Annotated in this window: 14 protein-coding genes; 7 read left to right on the top strand and 7 right to left on the bottom strand. The window is 65.8% G+C overall.

Features of this window, described 5'->3' with window-relative positions:
• The 4 genes from GRX31_RS15620 to GRX31_RS15635 all read left to right on the top strand — a co-directional run.
• Positions 1-3,470 (top strand): RHS repeat-associated core domain-containing protein (locus GRX31_RS15620; RefSeq protein WP_160853503.1); only part of this gene is annotated, 3,470 nt, incomplete at its 5' end.
• The gene (locus tag GRX31_RS30835; RefSeq protein WP_237426694.1) at positions 3,467-4,504 is read left to right on the top strand and encodes a right-handed parallel beta-helix repeat-containing protein; all 1,038 of its coding nucleotides are present in this window, start codon (positions 3,467-3,469) and stop codon (positions 4,502-4,504) included. The genes GRX31_RS15620 and GRX31_RS30835, both read left to right, overlap by 4 nt.
• The gene (locus GRX31_RS15630; protein ID WP_160853505.1) at positions 4,476-4,889 is read left to right on the top strand and encodes a hypothetical protein; all 414 of its coding nucleotides are present in this window, start codon (positions 4,476-4,478) and stop codon (positions 4,887-4,889) included. Before GRX31_RS30835 ends, GRX31_RS15630 begins: the two co-directional genes overlap by 29 nt.
• A 500-nt stretch (positions 4,890-5,389) precedes the next feature.
• A complete protein-coding gene (locus GRX31_RS15635; protein ID WP_160853507.1) occupies positions 5,390-5,914 on the top strand; it encodes a right-handed parallel beta-helix repeat-containing protein in 525 nt (174 codons plus the stop codon).
• A gap of 29 nt (positions 5,915-5,943) precedes the next feature.
• Here the strand turns inward: GRX31_RS15635 and GRX31_RS15640 are convergent, their stop codons facing one another.
• On the bottom strand, positions 5,944-6,594 hold the full coding sequence (locus GRX31_RS15640; RefSeq protein WP_160853509.1) for a cysteine hydrolase family protein: 651 nt from the start codon (positions 6,592-6,594) through the stop codon (positions 5,944-5,946).
• Between the two features lie 266 nt (positions 6,595-6,860).
• Positions 6,861-10,934 (bottom strand): ATP-dependent RNA helicase HrpA, encoded by a 4,074-nt coding sequence (hrpA, locus tag GRX31_RS15645; protein ID WP_160853511.1) that lies wholly within the window; start codon positions 10,932-10,934, stop codon positions 6,861-6,863.
• A gap of 214 nt (positions 10,935-11,148) precedes the next feature.
• Here hrpA and GRX31_RS15650 point away from each other — a divergent pair, with 214 nt between their 5' ends.
• Positions 11,149-12,315, top strand: coding sequence for a metallophosphoesterase (locus GRX31_RS15650; protein ID WP_237426695.1), 1,167 nt, complete (start codon positions 11,149-11,151; stop codon positions 12,313-12,315).
• Positions 12,316-12,318: 3 nt separating this feature from the next.
• On the opposite strand, the gene GRX31_RS15655 is transcribed toward GRX31_RS15650, so the two are convergent.
• The 4 genes from GRX31_RS15655 to GRX31_RS15670 form a co-directional block, all read right to left on the bottom strand.
• Positions 12,319-13,050, bottom strand: coding sequence for an ABC transporter substrate-binding protein (locus GRX31_RS15655; RefSeq protein WP_126312069.1), 732 nt, complete (start codon positions 13,048-13,050; stop codon positions 12,319-12,321).
• 90 nt (positions 13,051-13,140) lie between these two features.
• Positions 13,141-14,286, bottom strand: coding sequence for an AAA family ATPase (locus GRX31_RS15660; protein WP_160853515.1), 1,146 nt, complete (start codon positions 14,284-14,286; stop codon positions 13,141-13,143).
• A gap of 35 nt (positions 14,287-14,321) precedes the next feature.
• Complete coding sequence (locus GRX31_RS15665) at positions 14,322-15,176, bottom strand: RNA ligase family protein (RefSeq protein WP_012206358.1); 855 nt, start codon at positions 15,174-15,176, stop codon at positions 14,322-14,324.
• A 411-nt stretch (positions 15,177-15,587) separates the two neighbouring features.
• The gene (locus tag GRX31_RS15670) at positions 15,588-16,445 is read right to left on the bottom strand and encodes a LysR family transcriptional regulator (protein WP_160853517.1); all 858 of its coding nucleotides are present in this window, start codon (positions 16,443-16,445) and stop codon (positions 15,588-15,590) included.
• A gap of 120 nt (positions 16,446-16,565) precedes the next feature.
• Here GRX31_RS15670 and GRX31_RS15675 point away from each other — a divergent pair, with 120 nt between their 5' ends.
• Entirely contained in the window at positions 16,566-16,949 is a 384-nt protein-coding gene (locus GRX31_RS15675) for a tautomerase family protein (protein WP_047474894.1), read from the top strand.
• Between the two features lie 50 nt (positions 16,950-16,999).
• Here the strand turns inward: GRX31_RS15675 and GRX31_RS15680 are convergent, their stop codons facing one another.
• Positions 17,000-17,884 (bottom strand): LysR family transcriptional regulator, encoded by an 885-nt coding sequence (locus tag GRX31_RS15680; protein WP_016448236.1) that lies wholly within the window; start codon positions 17,882-17,884, stop codon positions 17,000-17,002.
• A 132-nt stretch (positions 17,885-18,016) separates the two neighbouring features.
• On the opposite strand from GRX31_RS15680, the gene GRX31_RS15685 reads away from it, so the two are divergent.
• On the top strand, positions 18,017-19,006 hold the full coding sequence (locus GRX31_RS15685; RefSeq protein ID WP_013801719.1) for a Bug family tripartite tricarboxylate transporter substrate binding protein: 990 nt from the start codon (positions 18,017-18,019) through the stop codon (positions 19,004-19,006).
• Positions 19,007-19,013: the final 7 nt, after the last annotated feature.

Raw genomic sequence — 19,013 nt, forward strand, 5'->3', positions numbered from 1 at the left:
TCCGCATCCGCTACAACAGCAGCCGCCAGCCGCTGCAGATCACCGAGACGGGCTTCAGCCCATTGGATGCCCAGGGCCAGCCCGCAGGCAATGCGGACGGCGCCACGCCCATCGAGCGCAGCACGCGCTACCGCTACACCGAGATCAACGGCCGCAGCGTGCTGGTGGACATCGACGGGCCGCTGCCCACCTCGCTGGCAGGCTATGACGATGGAAGCCCGGCGCAGAACGACCTCACGCGGCTGCGCTGGGACCGCAGCGGCAGCCACGTCACGCGCGTGCTGCAGCCCGATGGCACCACCGTGGCGCTGGAGCATGACCAGGCCGGGCGCATCACGACCCGCACCGAAGACGACGGCGTGCGGCGCCTCCAGCGCCAAATGCGCTACAGCGCCTTGTCCGCCAACGCCCTGCAGGCCGAAGAAATCACCACCAGCGGCTGGCTGCTCGATGCCGACGGCCAGCCCCGCGCCAGCAGCCGGCTGAGCCTGAATCCATACCGCATCCGCCACGACGCCCTGGGCCGCCCCAGCCAGGCCATCGACACGACAGGCCGCAGCACCACCTGGACCTACCAGGGCAGCACCCAGGCTAGGCTCGATGGCCTGGGCAACCGGGGCCAGATCGAGCGCGACAGCGAAGGCCGCATCACGCGGCTGGGCCTGTACCGCGAAGGCCAGGACCTCCCCGAACGTGCGGCCTACTACGGCTGGAATGCGCAAGGGCGCCTGAGCCACCGCCTGCTGCCCGATGGGCGCCTGGACAGCTACACCTACGGCGATGCGGGGGAATTGCTCCAGCACACCGATGGCGACGACACCCGCACGCGCTGGCTGGACAACGGCAGTCTCCATGCCAGCCTGTCGCAAACGCCCGATGGGGCGGTACGGCTGGCATTGCAAGGCTCCTCCGATGTGCCGACAGCACCCCAGGACATCGGACACCAAACCACTGCTTCCCAAGGAGCCCAACCCGCCGAACGCCGCCAGGCCCTGCACGACGACTTCGGCCGCACCGTCTGGCTTCAGCTTGCCGATCATGGCCGCCAAAGCGCACGCTACAACGAAGCCGATCAATTGCTGGTGCACACCCGCGCCGACGGCAGCAGCACCCACTACCAGTACGCCCCCAGCGGGCGTCTGCTGGCCAAGCGCTACGAAGCGGCACCCGGCGCAGATCGTCGCTCTTCCTCGCAAACCCGGCTGCACTACCAGGGCCGGCTGCTGCAGACCATCGACAGCAACTGGCAGCGCGAGTCCATCGAATACGACGCCCTGGGCCGCCCCGTGGCACGCACCATTGCGCTGGCCACGCCCGACGGCCAGGGCGAGCATACCTACCGCACCGCCACGCGCTATGGCCCGGACGGCCGGGTCCACAGCCGCACCCTGGCCGATGGCCGCGTGCTCGTCACCCGGCGCGGCCCCGCCAGCGACGGCGCCAGCGTGCAAGGGCTGCAACTGCAAAGCGCCTGGGTGGCCGGCCTGCTGCAGGCCAGCGACCACTGGCTGGGCGCCGGCGCCACAGGCTTGCTTGAACGCTTGCTGCCCGCGCAGACGGTGGTCGGCGACATCCAAACAGACGCCTTCAACGGCCTGCAGCACTACACGGCAGGCAATGGCCTGGCCACCTCGCGCCAATACGACATTGCCGGGCGCCTCACGCAGCAGACCACCGGGCAAGGCACATCGCAAGGCACATCACAAGGCAGCGCACCCATCCTCAGCCAGCGCTACCGCTACGGCGTGGGCCCGCGCATACGCGCCATCGAGCAGGAGGGGCCACCAGCGGGCCTGCACAAGACCGACTACCGCTACCAGGGCTTCGGCAGACTGGTGCAGGACAACGCACCGTCAGCACCAGCGCCCGTGCAGCGCGACAGCCAGGGCCGCACCGTCCAGGACGCATTGCACCGCTACACCTACACCGAGGCAGGACAGCTCCAGGGCATCAGCGACCACCAGGACCGGCCCATCGCCAGCTACCGCTACAACAGCCTGGGCCAGCGCGTTGGCAAGACCGTGCACCAGGGCGATGGGCAAACGCACAGCCACTACCTGTGGCAGGACAACCGGCTCGTCGCGGAAATGGATGGCGAAGGCCGCATCACCAGCCAGTACCTGTACCTGAACGAGGGGACTCGCACCCTGCCCATCGCCAAGCTGGAATCCGCGCACAACCGGGACAACGCCAGCGGCAAGGCGCGCATGCTGCACATCCACAACGACCACCGGGGCAGTCCGCAGGCCATGACGGACGCAGGCCAGCGCGTGGTCTGGCGTGCCCGCCAAACCCCCTGGGGAGCGCCGGCCATGCATCAGGCCGGCCACACAAGCCTGCCCCGGCAGCAGGCCGTGCTCAACCTGCGCCTGCCGGGCCAGTACTTCGACGAGGAAAGCGGACTGCACGACAACTGGCACCGCAGCTACGACCCGGCCAGCGGCCGCTACCTGCAGCCGGACCCGCTGGGCTACCCGGACGGACCCGATGCCTACCTGTATGCCGGCGGCGACCCGCTCAACCGCATCGATCCCACCGGGCTGTACCAGGAGGACATGCACTACTACATGGTCTTCTTCCTGGCCCTGGCCGCCGGCCTGGACTACGAACCTGCGCGCATCACGGCGCTGGCTTCGCAGTACGTGGATGACAACCCCATCACCAAGCCGCTGGACGATGCCAACACCCTCACCACGGTGGGCTCGATCTTCAAGAACCACCGGCAACTGCTGTGGTACCACTTCACGCTGTCCGACGACAAGGGCACCACGCTGCCCCAGTACGCCAACGACAACGTCAACAGCGTGGTGGGCAACCTGAGCCCGCAACTGAACAACCTGCTCAACGCCAGCCGGCTGGGCAACCCGGCCCAGCCCTGTGCCGAATACCAGTTCCTGGGCGAATTCCTGCACTCCTACCTGGACACCTTCAGCCACCGGGACAAGGACAACCGGCCGTTCGATGCCATCAGCGTGAAGCTGGGCATAGGGCATGGGTTTGCGGGGTCCGAGCCGGATTACACCTATGACGAGGACATGCCAATACTGGGGAATATGCCTGACCCAGAGGTGCCTTATTGGGACAAGCGTGAGTATCGATCGCTGCAAGGGGAGAAAGCGGTTTATGAGTTTTTGACGGCGTATGGAACTAGGCCTGCGCTGGGGTTTGAGGAGATCAGGAATGTGCTCGAGAGATTCAATGCAATTAGAGAGGAAGGGAAAGAATTTCCAAAGAAGATCGATTTCCTGCAAAAATCCGTTAATAGATTCATTGCCAATGGCAAATTAAATCCAAAAGGAAAGAATGACAAAGAAAATCAAGAAATAAATTTTCTTGATAAGATGAGCGAAAAATATGATAAAGATCAGGCGCAAATCAATAGAGAGATTTTTCTAGGAAATCTTATCGGACAGGAAGAAAAATACCCAGGGGTTTGCCTTCCGGGGAGCAGCGTATGCAAAGAGGTATGATCACTCTATTCTTGATGCTTAATTCCGCACTATTGATTGAATGTCATTCAAATCAAAAAAAACAGCCAACAACAGAAGAATGGGCGGAGCGTCGTCACCCACCTAGCGATACTTCCCCCCTACCGGAAGGGTGCAAAGCGATTAAATATCTCGGAGGCTATTACCCTATAGCAGCGGCTATTAGAGGCAATGGCCGCTATTGTGTAATTCACGATTTTATACAGCGAAAGGCCATTGACTGGATAGAGGGTGGAACAGTGCATGGCTCACCCACGGATAGTCAAGGCGATGGAAGCGTACTGACTTTTTACAAAAGCAGTCTATCTGAATTGGATTTGAGAGAACATCTAATCTCCGGTAGACCATTTAAGAATGTAAATGGAATAGGAATATTGGGTAATGATCAAGTTTTTTTAAAAATTCATAACGGAAAAATAGAGACTCCTGGGGCTTTTGGCATAGGTGTTGAGATGGCGCCAAATATTATGATAAATAAAAGAATGAAAATGCTAACAGAAGACACTGCTGTTACGAAAGAATCCAACTGGAACCCGGAAACCGAGGCTTTTAACAAAATACCTTGGGATTATTTCCCTCCCACCTTCTACACCGCAGAAAACCTCCAAATCAAATCCGGCGGCCGCGCCATCATCATGGCGGGCTCCGACAACGTGGTGCGCAACAACACCATCGAGGTCGATGGCCGCACCGCCGTCTACCTGTACGGCCCGCGCTCGCTGGTGGAGGGCAATACCTTCATCGTGCATATGGACCCGCGAGACAAGGCCCCGCTGCCCGCCATCCTCAAGCTGCGCGATGCCGATGGGTCCATCATCCACAACAACCGCTTCATCGTGAAGCGCAGCGGGCTGTTCAGGAAGAAGGAAGAGGAACCCCAGGCAGGCATCAACCTGCTGGAGTCCAAAGGCGTTGTGATCGAAGGCAATGTGTTCGAGCAGATCGCCGTGCCGGTGCGCAAGGATGCGGCCAGTACCACAACGGAGAGTGGAAACATTTCAAAAGGCAGCCCCTGATGGAATGGAGGTATTCGACGGCCATATGCGTTATGAGTTTTTGACGCGGTATGGGGCTAAGCCGGCGGCGAGCTTTAAAGAGATAGAGAAAGTGCTGGAGAGATTCAATGCCACGCGGAAGAATGGGAGCAATTCTCCAGATAAATTTGATTTGCTACAAAACCATCTAAATAAATGGATTAATGAGGGAAAATTGAATTTAACGAAAGACAATAAAAGTCAGATCAAAATAACAAAAATAGATTTGAAAGATAAAAATTCAGAGGAATATGACTTTGAGAAAGCAGAAAACAATAGAGAGATCTTTCTTGGTGGTCTAGTGGGTAGGGAGAAAGACTATCCAGGTGTGTGTTTGCCAAGGAGTTTGTTATGCAAACCCGTATAGTGTGCATTTTAATAATATTTGTGCTGCTAGCTTTTTGGCGGACTGGGCATGCAGAAAAACAGCAATGGGAAAAATGGACCGAGAGCCAACACCCTCCTGTTGACGCAAAACTTCCACCCATATGGTGCAAGGCTGTGAAATATAGAGGTCAGAGAGTTCCAATATCAGAGTCAATCAAAGGTTCTGGTAAGCACTGCGTTGTTCATGATTTCGTTCAGCGAAAATCTCGTGACCTCATATCTGGTAGACAAAGAGGGTCTCCAATAAATGATGCTGGAACCGGAAATATATTAACGTTCTTCGAAACCAGCAATGTGGACCTGGACTTGCAAAATCATCTCGTATCGGGATCGCCTTTTGAAGATACTCGTGGCATTGGAACTAAGGGGATTGAATTATGCTTTCTAAAGGTTCATAATGGAAAGATTGAAACACCTGGAAGATTGGGAATAAGCATAGAAATGGCTTCTGGAGATTCAAATATTAGAAAAAGAATAGAAATGATGAAGGAAGATATTTCAATAATTATTAAAACAAATTGGAATGGCGAGAACCAGAACTTCAACGAAATCCCCTGGGACTACTCTCCACCCACCTTCTACACAGCAGAAAACCTCCAAATCAAATCCGGCGGCCGCGCCATCATCATGGCGGGCTCCGACAACGTGGTGCGCAACAACACCATCGAGGTCGATGGCCGCACCGCCGTCTACCTGTACGGCCCGCGCTCGCTGGTGGAGGGCAACACCTTCATCGTGCACATGGACCTGCGCGACAAGGCCCCATTGCCCGCCATCCTCAAGCTGCGCGATGCCGATGGTTCCATCATCCGCAACAACCGCTTCATCGTGAAGCGCAGCGGGCTGTTCAGAAAGAAGGAAGAGGAACCCCAGGCAGGCATCAACCTGCTGGAGTCCAAAGGCGTTGTGATCGAAGGCAATGTGTTCGAGCAGATCGCCGTGCCGGTGCGCAAGGATGCGGCCAGCACCACGACGGAGTACGGCAACGCCGTGGATTCTCGCTAGGAGACGATGCGCGGGCCCTGCCTGCAGGCTCAGCGCAGGGGCAGCTGCACCACATGCGCGGTGGGCAGCACATCGCCGAACACATCCTCGATCTCGGCCAGCGCGGCACGGTGCAGGCTGTCGGCGTCCACGGATTCGCCATTGCTGCGCGTGATGGCACGTGTGGCCACGGCGTCGCTGGCCACGACGACCTCGAAGCCCAGCGGCGCGGCATCGCGTGCGGCGCCGGCCACGCAGGCGTGGGTCATGAGGCCGCAGATGACTACGGTGGTGATGCCGCGCGCGCGCAGCTGGTCGGCCAGGTCGGTGCCGACGAAGGCGCTGACGCTGCGCTTTTGCACCACGGTGTCGCCCGCGCGCGGCTGCAGGCCGGGGTGGAACTGGACGGCGCAGCCATTGACGGCGAACACGGGCGCACCCTCGGGGGCAATGTGCTGGATGTGGAACACGGCAACCTGCCCGGCATCGGCCCATTGCAGCAGGCGCCGTGCCTGTTCCAAGGCCTGCGGGCCGCGCGGGATGGGCAGGCGGCCGCTGAAGTACTCGTTCTGGAAGTCGATGACCAGCAGCGCCGTGGCACCCCGTGGCAACTGGCTGCGCCCCGGCGCGCCTGACAGGGCGCGGAGGGTGGGATGGCTGGTGGATTGGGTGGCCTGGCTGGCCTGTTCTGCGAGGGACATGCAGTGCTCCTGAAAACGGGAAGTGGTTGATGCCTGCAGTCTAGAAGCGCACAGGGCCCACCACAACGCCATGGAGCGGCCAGCATCTGTGCAGTTTCTGCACAGATCGCCCGTGCTTTGAAAAATACCCCATCTCTGTGATGGCGCATACGGCCTTGGGCCTTGCATCGCTCCAACCGGCTGCGTGCCGGTGAAGGTGGCGATGCCGCGTTGAACCATGGCCTGCGGCCCTCCCGATCACGGAAGGGCCGCAGGCCGGCACGGCGCTAGTTCTGCAGCTGCTGCCAGACCTTGTCCAGCCGCTTGATGCTGACCGGGTAAGGCGTGCGCAGCTCCTGGGCGAAGAAGCTCACGCGCAGCTCCTCCAGCATCCAGCGGTACTCCTGCATGCGCGCATCGATGTGGCCCTTGCGCTCGGCCACCAGGCGCCAGTAGCGCTGCTCCAGCGGGCGCAGCTCGGCCAGGCGGCTGGCGTCGCGCGCAGGGTCGGCGCGGTACTTGTCCAGCCGGCTGGTGATGGCCTTGAGGTAGCGCGCGTAGTGCTGCAGCTGGGTCCAGGGCGCGGCCGCGATGAAGTTCTTGGGCACCAGGCGCTGCAGTTGCTGGGCGGCGTCGGCCGTGGCGTCGGGCGCGTTCTTGGTGTCCTTGATCTTGCGCTGGGCCGCCGCGTACTCGACCAGGATGGTGGAGGCCATGCGCGCCACCTCGTTGGCGATCAGCGTCAGCCGGCCGCGTCCGTCCTGCACGCGCTGCTTGAACTGCGCGTCGTTGGTGGGCAGCGGCTCCTGCAGGAAGGCGCGGTCTATGGCCACGTCGATGATCTGCTCGCGCAGTTCCTCCTGCGTGCCCAGCGGCATGTAGGCGACGGCCATCTTCTGCAGGTCCGGGATGTTCTTTTCCAGGTACTTGAGCGCATCGCGGATCTGCAGCGCGAACAGGCGGCGCAGGCCCACGCGGTGGCGCGCGGCCGCGACCTCGGGTTCGTCGAAGACCTCGATGCCGACGGCATCGCCGTGGTCGATCAGCGCCGGAAAGCCGATCAGCGTCTGCCCGCCCCGGCCGATCTCCATCAGCTCGGGCAGCTCGCCAAAGCTCCATTCCTTGTAGCGGCTGTCGGCAGGCTGGCTGGGCTTGGCATTCCTGGCAGGCGTGGCCTGGTCGGGCTTTTCCGCCTTGGCAGCGGGCTCAGGCTTCCTGCCGGCTTCGGGCGCGGTGGCAGCGGGTGCAGCAGGGGCCTCGGTGACCGAAGCCACCTTCAGCGCGGCCAGCGCCTGGAAGGCGCCGCGCGCCTTGGCGCCCAGTTCGGCCTTGAGCGCGCCCAGGTTGCGGCCCTGGCCCAGTTGGCGTCCATGCTCGTCCGTGATGCGGAAGTTCATGAACAGGTGCGGGCTGAGCATGTCCAGCTTGAAGTCGGCACGCTTGACGTCCAGCGAGGTCTCGTCGCGCACCTGCTTGAGCAGGGCATCGATCAGCGATCCCTGGCCCCAGCGCTCGGGCGTGGTGAAGAGTTCGGCCAGGCGCTGGGCGCTTTCGGGCAGGGGCACGAAGCGGCTGCGCGGGCGCTGCGGCAGGCTCTTGAGCAGGGCCTGGAGCTTGTCCTTGAGCATGCCGGGCACCAGCCATTCCACGCGCTCGTCGCTGACCTGGTTGAGCACGAACAGCGGCACGGTGACGGTGATGCCGTCGCGCGCGTCGCCGGGGCTGTGCAGGTAGCTGGCCGTGCAGTCCACGCCGCCGAGCTTGACCACCTTGGGAAAGGCCTGGGTGGTGATGCCCGCCGCCTCGTGGCGCATCAGCTCGTCGCGCGACAGGCGCAGCAGGTCGGCGTTTTCCTTGGCCGCCTCGCGGAACCAATGGTCGAAGGTGGCGCCGCTGAACACGTCCTTGGGGATCTGCTGGTCGTAGAAGGCGTAGATCAGCTCGTCATCGACCAGAACGTCCTGGCGACGGCTCTTGTGCTCCAGCTCCTCGACCTTGCGCACCAGCTTGAGGTTGGCGGGCAGGAAGTGCCAGCGCGTATCCCACTGCCCCTCCACCAGGGCCTGGCGGATGAAGATCTCGCGCGCGGACTGAGGGTCGATGCGGCCATAGCTCATGCGCCGGCCGTTGTAGACCACCAGGCCGTAGAGCGTGGCGCGCTCCAGCGCCACCACGTCGGCCTGGTTCTTGGACCAGTGCGGATCGAGCAGCTGCTTCTTGAGCAGGTGGGCGCCGACTTCCTCCAGCCACTGCGGATCGATGGCGGCGATGCCCCGGCCGTACAGGCGCGAGGTTTCCACCAGCTCGGCCGCCACGATCCAGCGCCCCGGCTTCTTGGACAGGTGGGCGCCCGGGTGCGGATGGAAGCGGATGCCGCGCGCGCCCAGGTAGGCGTCGCTTTCATCGCCCTTGTAGCCCAGGTTGCCCAGCAGGCCGGACAGCATGGACAGGTGCACGGCGTCGTAGCCCGCAGGCTCGGTGTTGATCTTCCACTTGTGCTCGTTGACCACGGTCAGCAGCTGCGAGTGGATGTCGCGCCATTCGCGCACGCGGCGGATGTTGATGAAGTTCTGGCGCAGCAGCTGCTCCCACTGGCGGTTGCTGAGCTTGTGCGAGGGCTCGTCATCCGTGCCGGGACCGGTGTCCTGCGGATGGAAGGCCGCCAACGCCTCGGCCGCCGGGGCGGCCACGCTCTGCCCGCCGCTGCGCTGGGCCACGGGCAGGAAGGCGGCATTGCGCGCCGATGGCTTGGCGGCAGGCGCCTGGGCCGTGGCCATTTCCTTGCGGCTCTTGGCAACCACCTTGCCACCGCGCGCATCCTGCAGCCATTTCCACAGGCGCAGGTAGCCGCTGAATTCGCTTTTCTCGTCGTCGAACTTGGCGTGCTGCTGGTCGGCCTGCTGCTGGGCCTCCAGCGGCCGGTCGCGCACGTCCTGCACGGACAGGGCCGAGGCGATGACCAGCACCTCGGCCACGGCGCCGCGCGTGCGCGCCTCCAGGATCATGCGGCCCACGCGCGGGTCCAGCGGCAGGCGCGACAGCTCGCGGCCCATGGGCAGCAGCTCGCCGCGCTCGTCCACGGCACCCAGCTCGCCCAGCAGCTGGTAGCCGTCGGCAATGGCACGGCCCGAGGGCGCTTCGAGGAAGGGAAAGTTCACCACGTCGCCCAGGCCCAGGGACTTCATGCGCAGGATGACGCCGGCCAGCGAGGAGCGCAGGATTTCAGGGTCGGTGAAGCGCGCGCGCGTGCCGAAGTCGGCCTCGTCGTACAGGCGGATGCAGATGCCGTTGGCCACGCGGCCGCAACGGCCGGCGCGCTGGTTGGCCGCTGCCTGGCTGATGGGCTCGACCAGCAGCTGCTCGACCTTGCTGCGGAAGGAATAGCGCTTGACGCGCGCCGTGCCCGCATCGATCACATAGCGGATGCCGGGCACGGTCAGCGAGGTCTCGGCCACGTTGGTGGCCAGCACGATGCGCCGGCCCGTGTGGCTGTCGAAGATGCGGTCCTGCTCGGCCTGCGACAGGCGCGAGAACAGCGGCAGCACCTCGGCATGGCGCAGCACGGGCTGCTGTGCCAGGTGCTTGCGCAGGTGGGCGGCCGCCTCGCGGATCTCGCGCTCGCCGGGCAGGAAGACCAGGATGTCGCCACCCGCGCCGCCGGCCCACAGCTCGTCCACGCCTTCGGCGATGGCGTCGTTGAGGTCATGGTCGCGCTTTTCCTCGAACGGGCGCCAGCGCATCTCCACGGGGTAGGTGCGGCCCGAGACCATGATCACCGGCGCAGGCCCCTTGGGGCCTTCGAAGTGCCTGGAGAACCGCTCGGCATCGATGGTGGCCGATGTCACCACCACCTTGAGGTCGGGGCGCCGGGGCAGGATCTGCTTGATGTAGCCCAGCAGGAAGTCGATGTTGAGGCTGCGCTCGTGAGCCTCGTCGATGATCAGCGTGTCGTAGGCCTTGAGCAGCGGGTCGGTCTGCGTCTCGGCCAGCAGGATGCCGTCCGTCATCAGCTTGACCGAGGCGTCCTTGGACAGCCGGTCCTGGAAACGCACCTTGTAGCCCACCACATCGCCCAGCGGCGTGTTCAGCTCCTCGGCAATGCGCTTGGCCACCGAGCTGGCGGCAATGCGGCGCGGCTGCGTGTGGCCGATCAGGTGGCCGCGCACCTGGCCCTTGTCGTCGGGCGTGGCGTTGACCTTGCCCCGGCCCAGCGCCAGCGCGATCTTGGGCAGCTGCGTGGTCTTGCCCGAGCCCGTCTCGCCGCACACGATGATGACCTGGTGCCGGTCCATGGCCTCCATGATTTCCTCACGGCGGGCGGATACGGGCAGGGATTCAGGGAAGCTGATCTTCAAAGGCATAAGGGGCTGGATTATCCCCGCGCCATGCCGGCGGCGCCACGCGGCTGCAGATTTCCATACGCCGGCCCTGTGCCGCCCGCATGAAAACCCCCGCATGCCAGGGCCTTCGCCAAGTCAGGCCAGCGGCATGCAAGGCATTGCGCACAATCGGCGCTCGCCTTGCCGCCCGCTCCCGGCGCTGGCCGCCTCACCCGCCTTCCTCGATCTGCTCCCCATGGTTACTCTTGCCGCCCTCGTCATCCCGCTACTGGCCCTGTGGCTGTGGTGGCCCGTCCGCCTGATGCCGCGCCGCGCCCGCCTGATGGCGGCCGTCGCCACGGCGGCCCTGGGCTGCACGCCCGCCCTGCTGCTGGTGCTGCTGCGCGAGGGCACGGTCGAGTACCGCACGCTGGCCTATCTGCAGGTGCCGGGCGGCTGGGTGCTGGCCCTGCTGCTGATGCTGGCCGTCTTCATCGTGCTGCGCGACGGCCTCTGGGCGCTGGCCGCCGTGGCCCGGCGCGAGGACTGGAAGCAGCGCCTCCACGCCCCGCTGCTCACGTCCGGCGCCCTGGCCCTGGCAGGCCTGCTGTCGGCCTGGGGCGTGACCAATGCGCTGCGCCCGCCCGAGGTGCACGAGCGCACGCTGCGCCTGCCCGGCCTGCCCGCCGGCCTGGAAGGCCTGCGCGTGGCCGTGCTGGCCGACATCCACGCCAGCCCCATCAACGACGCACGCTATGTGCAGACCATCGTGGACCGCACGCTGGGGGCGCGCCCCGACCTCATCGTGCTGCCCGGCGACATGGTGGACGGCGACGTGGACAGCGGCCGCGCCAACATCGCGCCGCTGGCGCAGCTCAAGGCACGCCACGGCGTCTGGGCGGCGCCCGGCAACCATGAGTACTACAGCGGCTACGACGCCTGGATGGCCGAATTCCGCCGCCTGGGCCTGAACCTGCTGGAAAACCGCATGCAGCTGATCGATGTGCAGGGCGCGCGCCTGGCGCTGTCGGGCATCGGCGATCCGGCCTATGGCCGCCTGTCGCGCCAGAACACCGACCCGTCCGTGCCCGAAGGCGTGCCGCCCGACATCGACACCGTGGCCCGCCAGGCCCGGGACGCCAGCGCGCAATACCACCTGCTGCTGGCCCACCAGCCCAAGACCGCCCGCGACAATGCGGCCCACGGCGTGGGCCTGCAGCTGTCGGGCCATACGCACGGCGGCCTGATCCTGGGCATGGACCAATGGCTGGTGGCGCCCGCCAATGACGGCTTTGTGCGCGGCGAGTACGAGGTCGGCGCCATGAAGCTCTTCGTCAGCGCCGGCGCAGGCCTGTGGGCCGGCTTTGCCGTGCGCCTGGGCGTGCCGGCCAGCATCGACCTGCTGGTGCTGCGCGGCGCCTGACCTTCAGGCCGCAGGCGCAACCGCTGCGCCCTGGATGCCGTGGCGCTGCAGTGCCTCGGCCACAAAGCCCGAGGCCTTGGCCTCTTCCACAAAGGCCGCCAGCACGCGCAGGGCCTCATCGCCCCGCCCCTTGGGCAGGCCCATGGCCTGCTGGATCACCATGAAGCGGCCCGGCAGCAGGCGCAGGCCGGGCAGGCGGGCGGCATCGGCCTCCAATTGCTGCTTGACGCCGGCGGCCACGTCGGCCGTCGATTCCACAAAGGTCTGCACCACGGCGGGCGAGGACACGGCGCGCTCTATCTGCGCATGCTTGAGCTCGCGGCTCAGGTACAGGTCATAGGCGCTGCCCTTGCCGACCACGACCGTGTGCCCGGCCCGGTCCACCTGGGCGTTGTCGGTCAGCGGCGAATCCTGGCGCACCAGGTAGCTGCCCTCGATCAGCACATAGGGTGCCGTGAAGCCGATGCCCGCGCCACGCACGGGGTCCACGGCAAAGAAGCCGAAGTCGGCCTCCTCGCGCGTGACGGCATCCACCGACTTGGCGGCCGTGTCGAAGACCACCAGTTCCAGCTCCAACCCCAGCTGCTGCGCAAAGCGCCGGGCCAGGTCGATGGACACGCCCGCAGGCCGGCCGTCGGCATCCAGCCGCGCAAGAATGGGATTGCCGGTGTTGATGGAGGCGCGGATGCGGCCAAGCGGCGCGAGGGTGGACAGCAGCTGGGAAGACGGTGTCATGGTTCGGTCCCGTGGTTGAAATCCGCCGCAGTATCGCACTGCCAGCGGCCGCCTCCCACGCCCTATCCACCCTCTCACGGCGCCCCTGCCCTACCCCTCATTGACCAGCAACGACAGCGCATGCGCCTCGGTAGGCAAAGGCACATCCCAGCGCTGCAGCAGGCCGAGCAGGGCCGCGTTGGTCAGCGTGGTGTCGCGCGCGCGGTTGCGGGCCAGCAGGGTTGGGCGGCTGGCTTCCAGGTGCACGAGTTCCACGCGGGCGCCGTAGGCCAGGCACAGGTCCACGGTCTTGCTGCGCATCTGGCGCGACAGGTGGGTGGCGTTCCAGACGAAGGGCTGGCCCGCGCGCAGCAGGGCCTTGGCCTTGTCCACGGCGTGGTGGGCGGCCGCGCCCTCGTTCTGGCCGTGGCGCAGGCCCAGCTCCGTACGCGCATCGTCGAAGGAGACCACGGGCAGGTCGCCATGGTGGGCGGCCACCCAGGTGTTCTTGCCGCTGGCCGGCAGGCCGCACATGACGATGGCGCGCGAGCCGGCCTGCGCGTGCAGCGCATAGTCGGGATGCAGCTGCGCGCCGCGGAAGTAGCGCACCGCCGTCTCGGCCGAGGCAAAGCGGCGTGGCGTGCGCAGGCAGCCCTCCTCCAGCGCGAACTCGCGCACCAGCTCGATGTTGACCAGCACGGACGCAATGTCCGGGCAGATGCGACCGCGCATGTCGGCCCGCGCCAGCAGGGTGAGCAGGTGCAGGTCCACCTGCCAGGACAGCTCGCGCACGATGAACTCGGGCGAGAGGCCACGCCGCGAATCGGCAAAGGCGAAGAACGGCACCTGGTGCACAGCGATCAGCCGGCAGATGGCCTCGCGCTGGTCCACGGGCGCGCCGGCTTCCCAGAGCATGAGCCGCGCATCCAGCGCACCGCGGCGCGAATGGCCGGGCTGGCCGATGCGGCCGTCCTCGCCCACCACGGTGGTCGAGCACTTGGCCACGTCGTGCAGCAGCGCGGCCAGGAAGACCGTCTCGCGCTCGGTGGCGGTGAGCGCCGCATGGCCGGGATCGGCCAGCAGCTCGCGCACCACCATCTGCGTGTGTGTCCAGACATCGCCTTCGGCGTGATAGACGGGGTCCTGCGGCGTGGTTTTGGCCTGCTCCAGCTGGGGGAAGGCGGCCAGGCAGGCCGCGAAGTCGGGGTCGGCACCGGGCTGCGGCACCAGGGACTGGATCTGTTTCCAGTTCGTCATGGCAATCTCCTTGCGATGGGTCTGCGCTGCAGGCCTCACCAGCTTTTTGAAATATCGGCCGCAAAGATGTCTGCGCCTTCGCGCAGCCCGTTGGGGACGATGGGCCGCTCGCTGTGGTGCGAGCCCGAGTCGAGGATGACCTGCACGAAGTCCGGCCGCACGAACTTGTAGCGCGCCACGGTCTGGCCGTCCTCCTCCACCTTGAGGTAGAGGCCCTCGGCCAGCTCGGAGCCGTCGGTCTGCCGCCAGCACAGCGGCAGGTCCAGCTTCTGGCGGGCCACCACCTGCTCGAAGGCCTGGCGCCAGCGCGCGCTGCGGCCCAGCGAAGGGGCCAGCAGCGCCAGCAGGTCCTGCATGCGCCGGGGCGCCGCCCCGCTGTAGAGCACGGGCACCGAGACCACGGGCACGCCGGCCAGCAGGGCATGGCGGCGCGGCGTGTCCAGGAAGCACTGCGCCGAGCGGTCCCAGATGTCGAACTCGCAGAACCAGTGCGGCAGCGCGTCGTAGAACAGCGAGTGCTTGGCGTACATCCACTCGCCGAACACCTGGTAGCGGTCGTCCAGCAGGGACAGCAGCGCGCCCTCGTGGGCCTGGGCCCATTGCTTGAAGAGGTTGAACTGGCGCTCGCGCCCGCCGGGCCGCTCGCTGTCCAGGTAGTGGCCGCGCGACTGCAGCAGCAACTGGCCGTCGCCGGCAAAGCTCAGCGCGGCGTTGGCGCCGTCGAGCTTTTCCTCGACGACGATGTGCCGGCCGGCCAGCCGCTCATAGGGCACGGCGTCGTCCTGGTCACCGGACTGCAGGCGCGAGCCGCGCAGGTGCGGCGTGCGGGGGTATTTGAGGATCTCGACGCTCGAAAGAAAGTGAGCGCCTTGGGCAATGGATGGGGTCATGTCGTGCTTTCCGAAAACGATGCAGCACCCCACGGCGACATGCCGTGGAGCGGGAAAAGCCGACGACGACGCCAGGCGCCGCAATGCAGGGGATGCAGCGACAGCGCGGCCTGGCCCGTGGTGGCCGGGCCGGCAGGCTGTCGAAGGGGAAGATGGCAGGACTGTCGGCGCCGTCCGCAAACCGGACGGTCAGCCGCAAGCCCTCAAAAGGCCACGCACCGCAGCGCACACGCAAAAGACATCCGGGGCAAGGCCAGGATCAGCGTGTGACGAAGTCGTTCAGCAGGAAGCTGTGCGGCGGAGCATGGTGCACCTCGAAAGGGTGAGGGTGGATGGGAGGGGTGCGAGTCTATCGCCCGTTGCCCCGCAGGCACAAGCGGCTGCGCACCATGCCGGGCCGATTGTTGGCTGCTAGCCACGCACGGCGGACTTGAAGGCGGCGCCCAGCGCATCCAGCGCCGCGCGCGGCCGGCCTTCGCGCACGCGGGTGTGCAGCAGCACCGGCAGGCGCGGCAGCGTGGGCAGGCCCAGGCGCGGGCCCACGTCCACGGCGCCCAGGGCCAGCATGCGCGGCGCCAGCGCGGCCACGCCCAGCCCCGCCATGACGGCGGCCGAGACAGCGGCTACGCCGCCGCCCACGAACACCTCGGTCCACGGCATGCGCGCCGTATCCAGCAGCTGCCCGGCCATGGCGCGCACGCCGCAGGGCTCGGCCAGCGTGGCCAGCGGCAGGGGCTCGCCCGCGCGGTGCTGCCAGCCGGGCGCGGCAAACCAGCCGAAGGGCTCCTCGGCCAGCAGCTCGCCGTCGTCACGCCCGGCATGCGTGCGAACGATCACCGTGTCGTATTCGCGCCGGTCAAACCCCTGCAGCAGCGGGCCGGACGATGCGATGCGGATGTCGATCAGCAGCTGCGGGTCCTGCGCATTCATGCGGGCGATCAGGGCCGGCAGCTCAGGCCCGGCCACGTGGTCGCTGATGCCGATGGTCAGCCGCTGGCGCGTGCTGACGGCCAGCGCCAGTGCGCGCTCATGGGCCTGCAGCAGTTCGCGCGCATGGGGCAGGAAGTCGGCGCCCAGCGCCGACAGCTGCACATGGCGCGGCGTGCGCTCGACCAGCCGGCAGCCCAGCCGCTGCTCCAGCCGCTTGAGCTTGAGGCTGACTGCGGCCTGCGTGGTCTGCATGGCTTCGGCCGCGCGCGTGAAGCTGCCCAGGTCCGCGATGTGCACGAAGCCTTGCACGGCATTCAGGTCAAGGGGTCGTTGAATCATTTCAATCCATTATTACTGATATCAGCAATCATGGCTTTTCAAAATATCTGGCACGGCCTACCTTCGAGGCTCCCACAACGCAAAGCAACGCAATTCAACGCAACGCAAAGGAGCCACACCATGCCCATGACCCGGATCAACATGCGCGCCGGCAAGTCCCCCGCCTACCGCCAGGCCATCTGCGACAGCCTCTACCGCGCCATGCGCGAAACCTTCAACGTGCCGGAGGACGACCAGTTCATGACCATCACCGAGCATGACGGCGACAACTTCCGCTACGGCGCCTCCTACCTGGGCGTGGCGCGCAGCGACGATCTGGTGCTGGTGCAGCTCACGGTCAGCAACACCCGCAGCCTGGAGCAGAAGATGGCGCTGTTCAGCCGCATCGCCGAGCTGCTGGTCGAAAGCCCCGGCCTGCGGCCCGAGGACGTGTTCGTCAACCTGGTCGAGGTGGACAAGGAGAACTGGTCCATGGGCCACGGGCTCGCGCAATACGCAACTTAAGACACGCGGATCGGCGCAACACCCACAGCGGCGCGCTCAGTCCGGCACACTCAGTCCGGCACCGCCAGCGCCGCCACGAATTGCTGGCCCACGGCGGTGATGATCTCGGCGCGCGCCGCCGTGCGCAGCTGCACCAGGGCGATCTGCCGGCTCTCGGCAGTCTGGGCAAGGGGCAGCACGCGCAGGCGCGGGTCGCCCTCCCAGCCATGCCGCGCCAGATTGGGCAGCATGGCCACGCCCATGCCGTCGCGCACCAGCTCCACGATGGTCTCGATGGAGTTGAGCTCCAGGAACTCCTGGGGCTTGGCGCGCAGGCGGCGCAGCGTGCGCTCCACCAGCTCGCCCGTGTGCTCGGTGCGGTCGAAGCGGATGAAGGGATAGCGCTCCACCATGTCGGCAGGCGCCGCGGGCCGGGCGGCGCGCGGCGCCAGCAGCACCATGGGCTCGGCGTACAGCGGCGTCCAGACCAGCGAGGGGCGCTTGATTGCCGGGTTGTAGACCACCACGGCCGCATCCAGCTCATGGTTCTCCACCTGGGCGATCAGCCGGTTGGACTTGCCCGAGACCACATGCAGGTCCACCGCCGGATGGTGGCGCTTGAGCTCCAGCGTGGCGCGCACCAGCTGGCTCAGCGCCGAGACGATGGAGCCGAACTGCACGGTGCCGGCCAGCGGTGCGTCGGCCCGCGTGCCGTGCTTGGCCTGCTCGTACAGCGCCACCAGCTGGGTGGCAATGGGCACCAGCGCCCGGCCCTGCTCGTTGAGCGTGACCAGCTTGCCCTGGCGCGCGAACAGCTTGCGCTTGAGGTCGTTTTCCAGCGTGCGCATCTGCAGCCCCACGGCCACCTGGGTCAGCGCCACGCGCTGGCCTGCCGCAGTGAAGGAGCCCTCGGCCGCCACGGCGAGGAAAGTGCGAAGAATGCGCAGGCTTGGCATAAAAGGTTTACTTTCAAGATTCGTAAGAAATTCCAGCTTTCACCAAACAGTTTCTATCATCAAAATCGCTGGCAACCGATAGCCGATCGTCCTGATCGCACCCTCCCACTTCCCGGATTTCTGGAGATCTCCATGCCTGCACCCGTGTCCCGCCGCCTGCTCGTCTGCTGCGCCGCCCTGTTGACCTGCGCCACGCCCGGCTGGGCCGCGCCCGCCGCCGATGCCTGGCCCTCGCAGCCGCTGAAGATCATGGTGGGCTTTGCCGCCGGCGGCGCCAACGACATCGTGGCCCGCATCCTGGCCAAGGAGCTGCAGCAGCGCCTGGGCCAGAGCGTGGTGGTGGAGAACCGCGGCGGCGCGGGCGGCCTGATCGCCAGCGAAGTGGTGGCCAAGGCGCCCAAGAACGGCTACACGCTGCTGTTGGGCTCCATCGGCAGCAACACCGTGGCGCCCGTGCTGGCCAAGAAGCTGTCGTTCGACCCGCGCAAGGACCTGGAGCCCATCACCCTGGTGGCCGAATCCGGCAACGCGCTGCTGGTGAACGCCGCCCTGCCCTACAAGACGGTGCAGGAAATGATCGAGGCCGCGCGCAAGGCGCCGGGCAGCATCAACTACGCATCGTCGGGCAACGGCTCCACCCTGCACCTGGCCGGCGCGCTGTTCGCGCAGCAGGCCGGCGTGAACCTGGTGCACGTGCCCTACCGCGGCAACGGCCCGGCCATCACCGATGTGTCGGGCGGCCAGGTGCAGGCCATCTTCTCGGGCATTCCGCCCGCCATCACCTCGGCCAAGACCGGCCAGACCCGCATCCTGGCCGTGACCACGAAGCAGCGCGTCAAGAACCTGCCCAACGTGCCCACCGTCGCCGAGGCCGGCCTGCCCGGCTATGCCTTCACGTCCTGGTACGGCCTGTTCACCACGGGCGGCACGGACCCGGCCATCGTCGAGCGGCTGGCCCAGGAAGTGCGCAAGATCATGGAGCGCCCCGAAGTTCAGGCCCAGTTCGAGGCCCAGGGCCTGGACCCCGAGACCAGCGACCCCAAGTCCTTCAAGCAGCAGATCGACCGCGAGCTGACACGCTGGAGCCGTGACGTGAAGACCATGGGCATCACCGCCGACTGAGGCAGGT

This window comes from Delftia sp. CH05, from assembly GCF_009827015.1.
GTDB classification, from domain to species: Bacteria; Pseudomonadota; Gammaproteobacteria; order Burkholderiales; family Burkholderiaceae_C; genus Comamonas; species Comamonas tsuruhatensis.

Coding starts and splice junctions, on each gene's coding strand:
- GRX31_RS30835 (WP_237426694.1), top strand. CDS start 3,467: ATGATCACTCTATTCTTGATGCTTAATTCCGCACTATTGATTGAATGT.
- GRX31_RS15635 (WP_160853507.1), top strand. CDS start 5,390: ATGATGAAGGAAGATATTTCAATAATTATTAAAACAAATTGGAATGGC.
- GRX31_RS15640 (WP_160853509.1), bottom strand. CDS start 6,594: ATGTCCCTCGCAGAACAGGCCAGCCAGGCCACCCAATCCACCAGCCAT.
- hrpA (WP_160853511.1), bottom strand. CDS start 10,934: ATGCCTTTGAAGATCAGCTTCCCTGAATCCCTGCCCGTATCCGCCCGC.
- GRX31_RS15650 (WP_237426695.1), top strand. CDS start 11,149: ATGGTTACTCTTGCCGCCCTCGTCATCCCGCTACTGGCCCTGTGGCTG.
- GRX31_RS15655 (WP_126312069.1), bottom strand. CDS start 13,050: ATGACACCGTCTTCCCAGCTGCTGTCCACCCTCGCGCCGCTTGGCCGC.
- GRX31_RS15660 (WP_160853515.1), bottom strand. CDS start 14,286: ATGACGAACTGGAAACAGATCCAGTCCCTGGTGCCGCAGCCCGGTGCC.
- GRX31_RS15665 (WP_012206358.1), bottom strand. CDS start 15,176: ATGACCCCATCCATTGCCCAAGGCGCTCACTTTCTTTCGAGCGTCGAG.
- GRX31_RS15670 (WP_160853517.1), bottom strand. CDS start 16,445: ATGATTCAACGACCCCTTGACCTGAATGCCGTGCAAGGCTTCGTGCAC.
- GRX31_RS15675 (WP_047474894.1), top strand. CDS start 16,566: ATGCCCATGACCCGGATCAACATGCGCGCCGGCAAGTCCCCCGCCTAC.
- GRX31_RS15680 (WP_016448236.1), bottom strand. CDS start 17,884: ATGCCAAGCCTGCGCATTCTTCGCACTTTCCTCGCCGTGGCGGCCGAG.
- GRX31_RS15685 (WP_013801719.1), top strand. CDS start 18,017: ATGCCTGCACCCGTGTCCCGCCGCCTGCTCGTCTGCTGCGCCGCCCTG.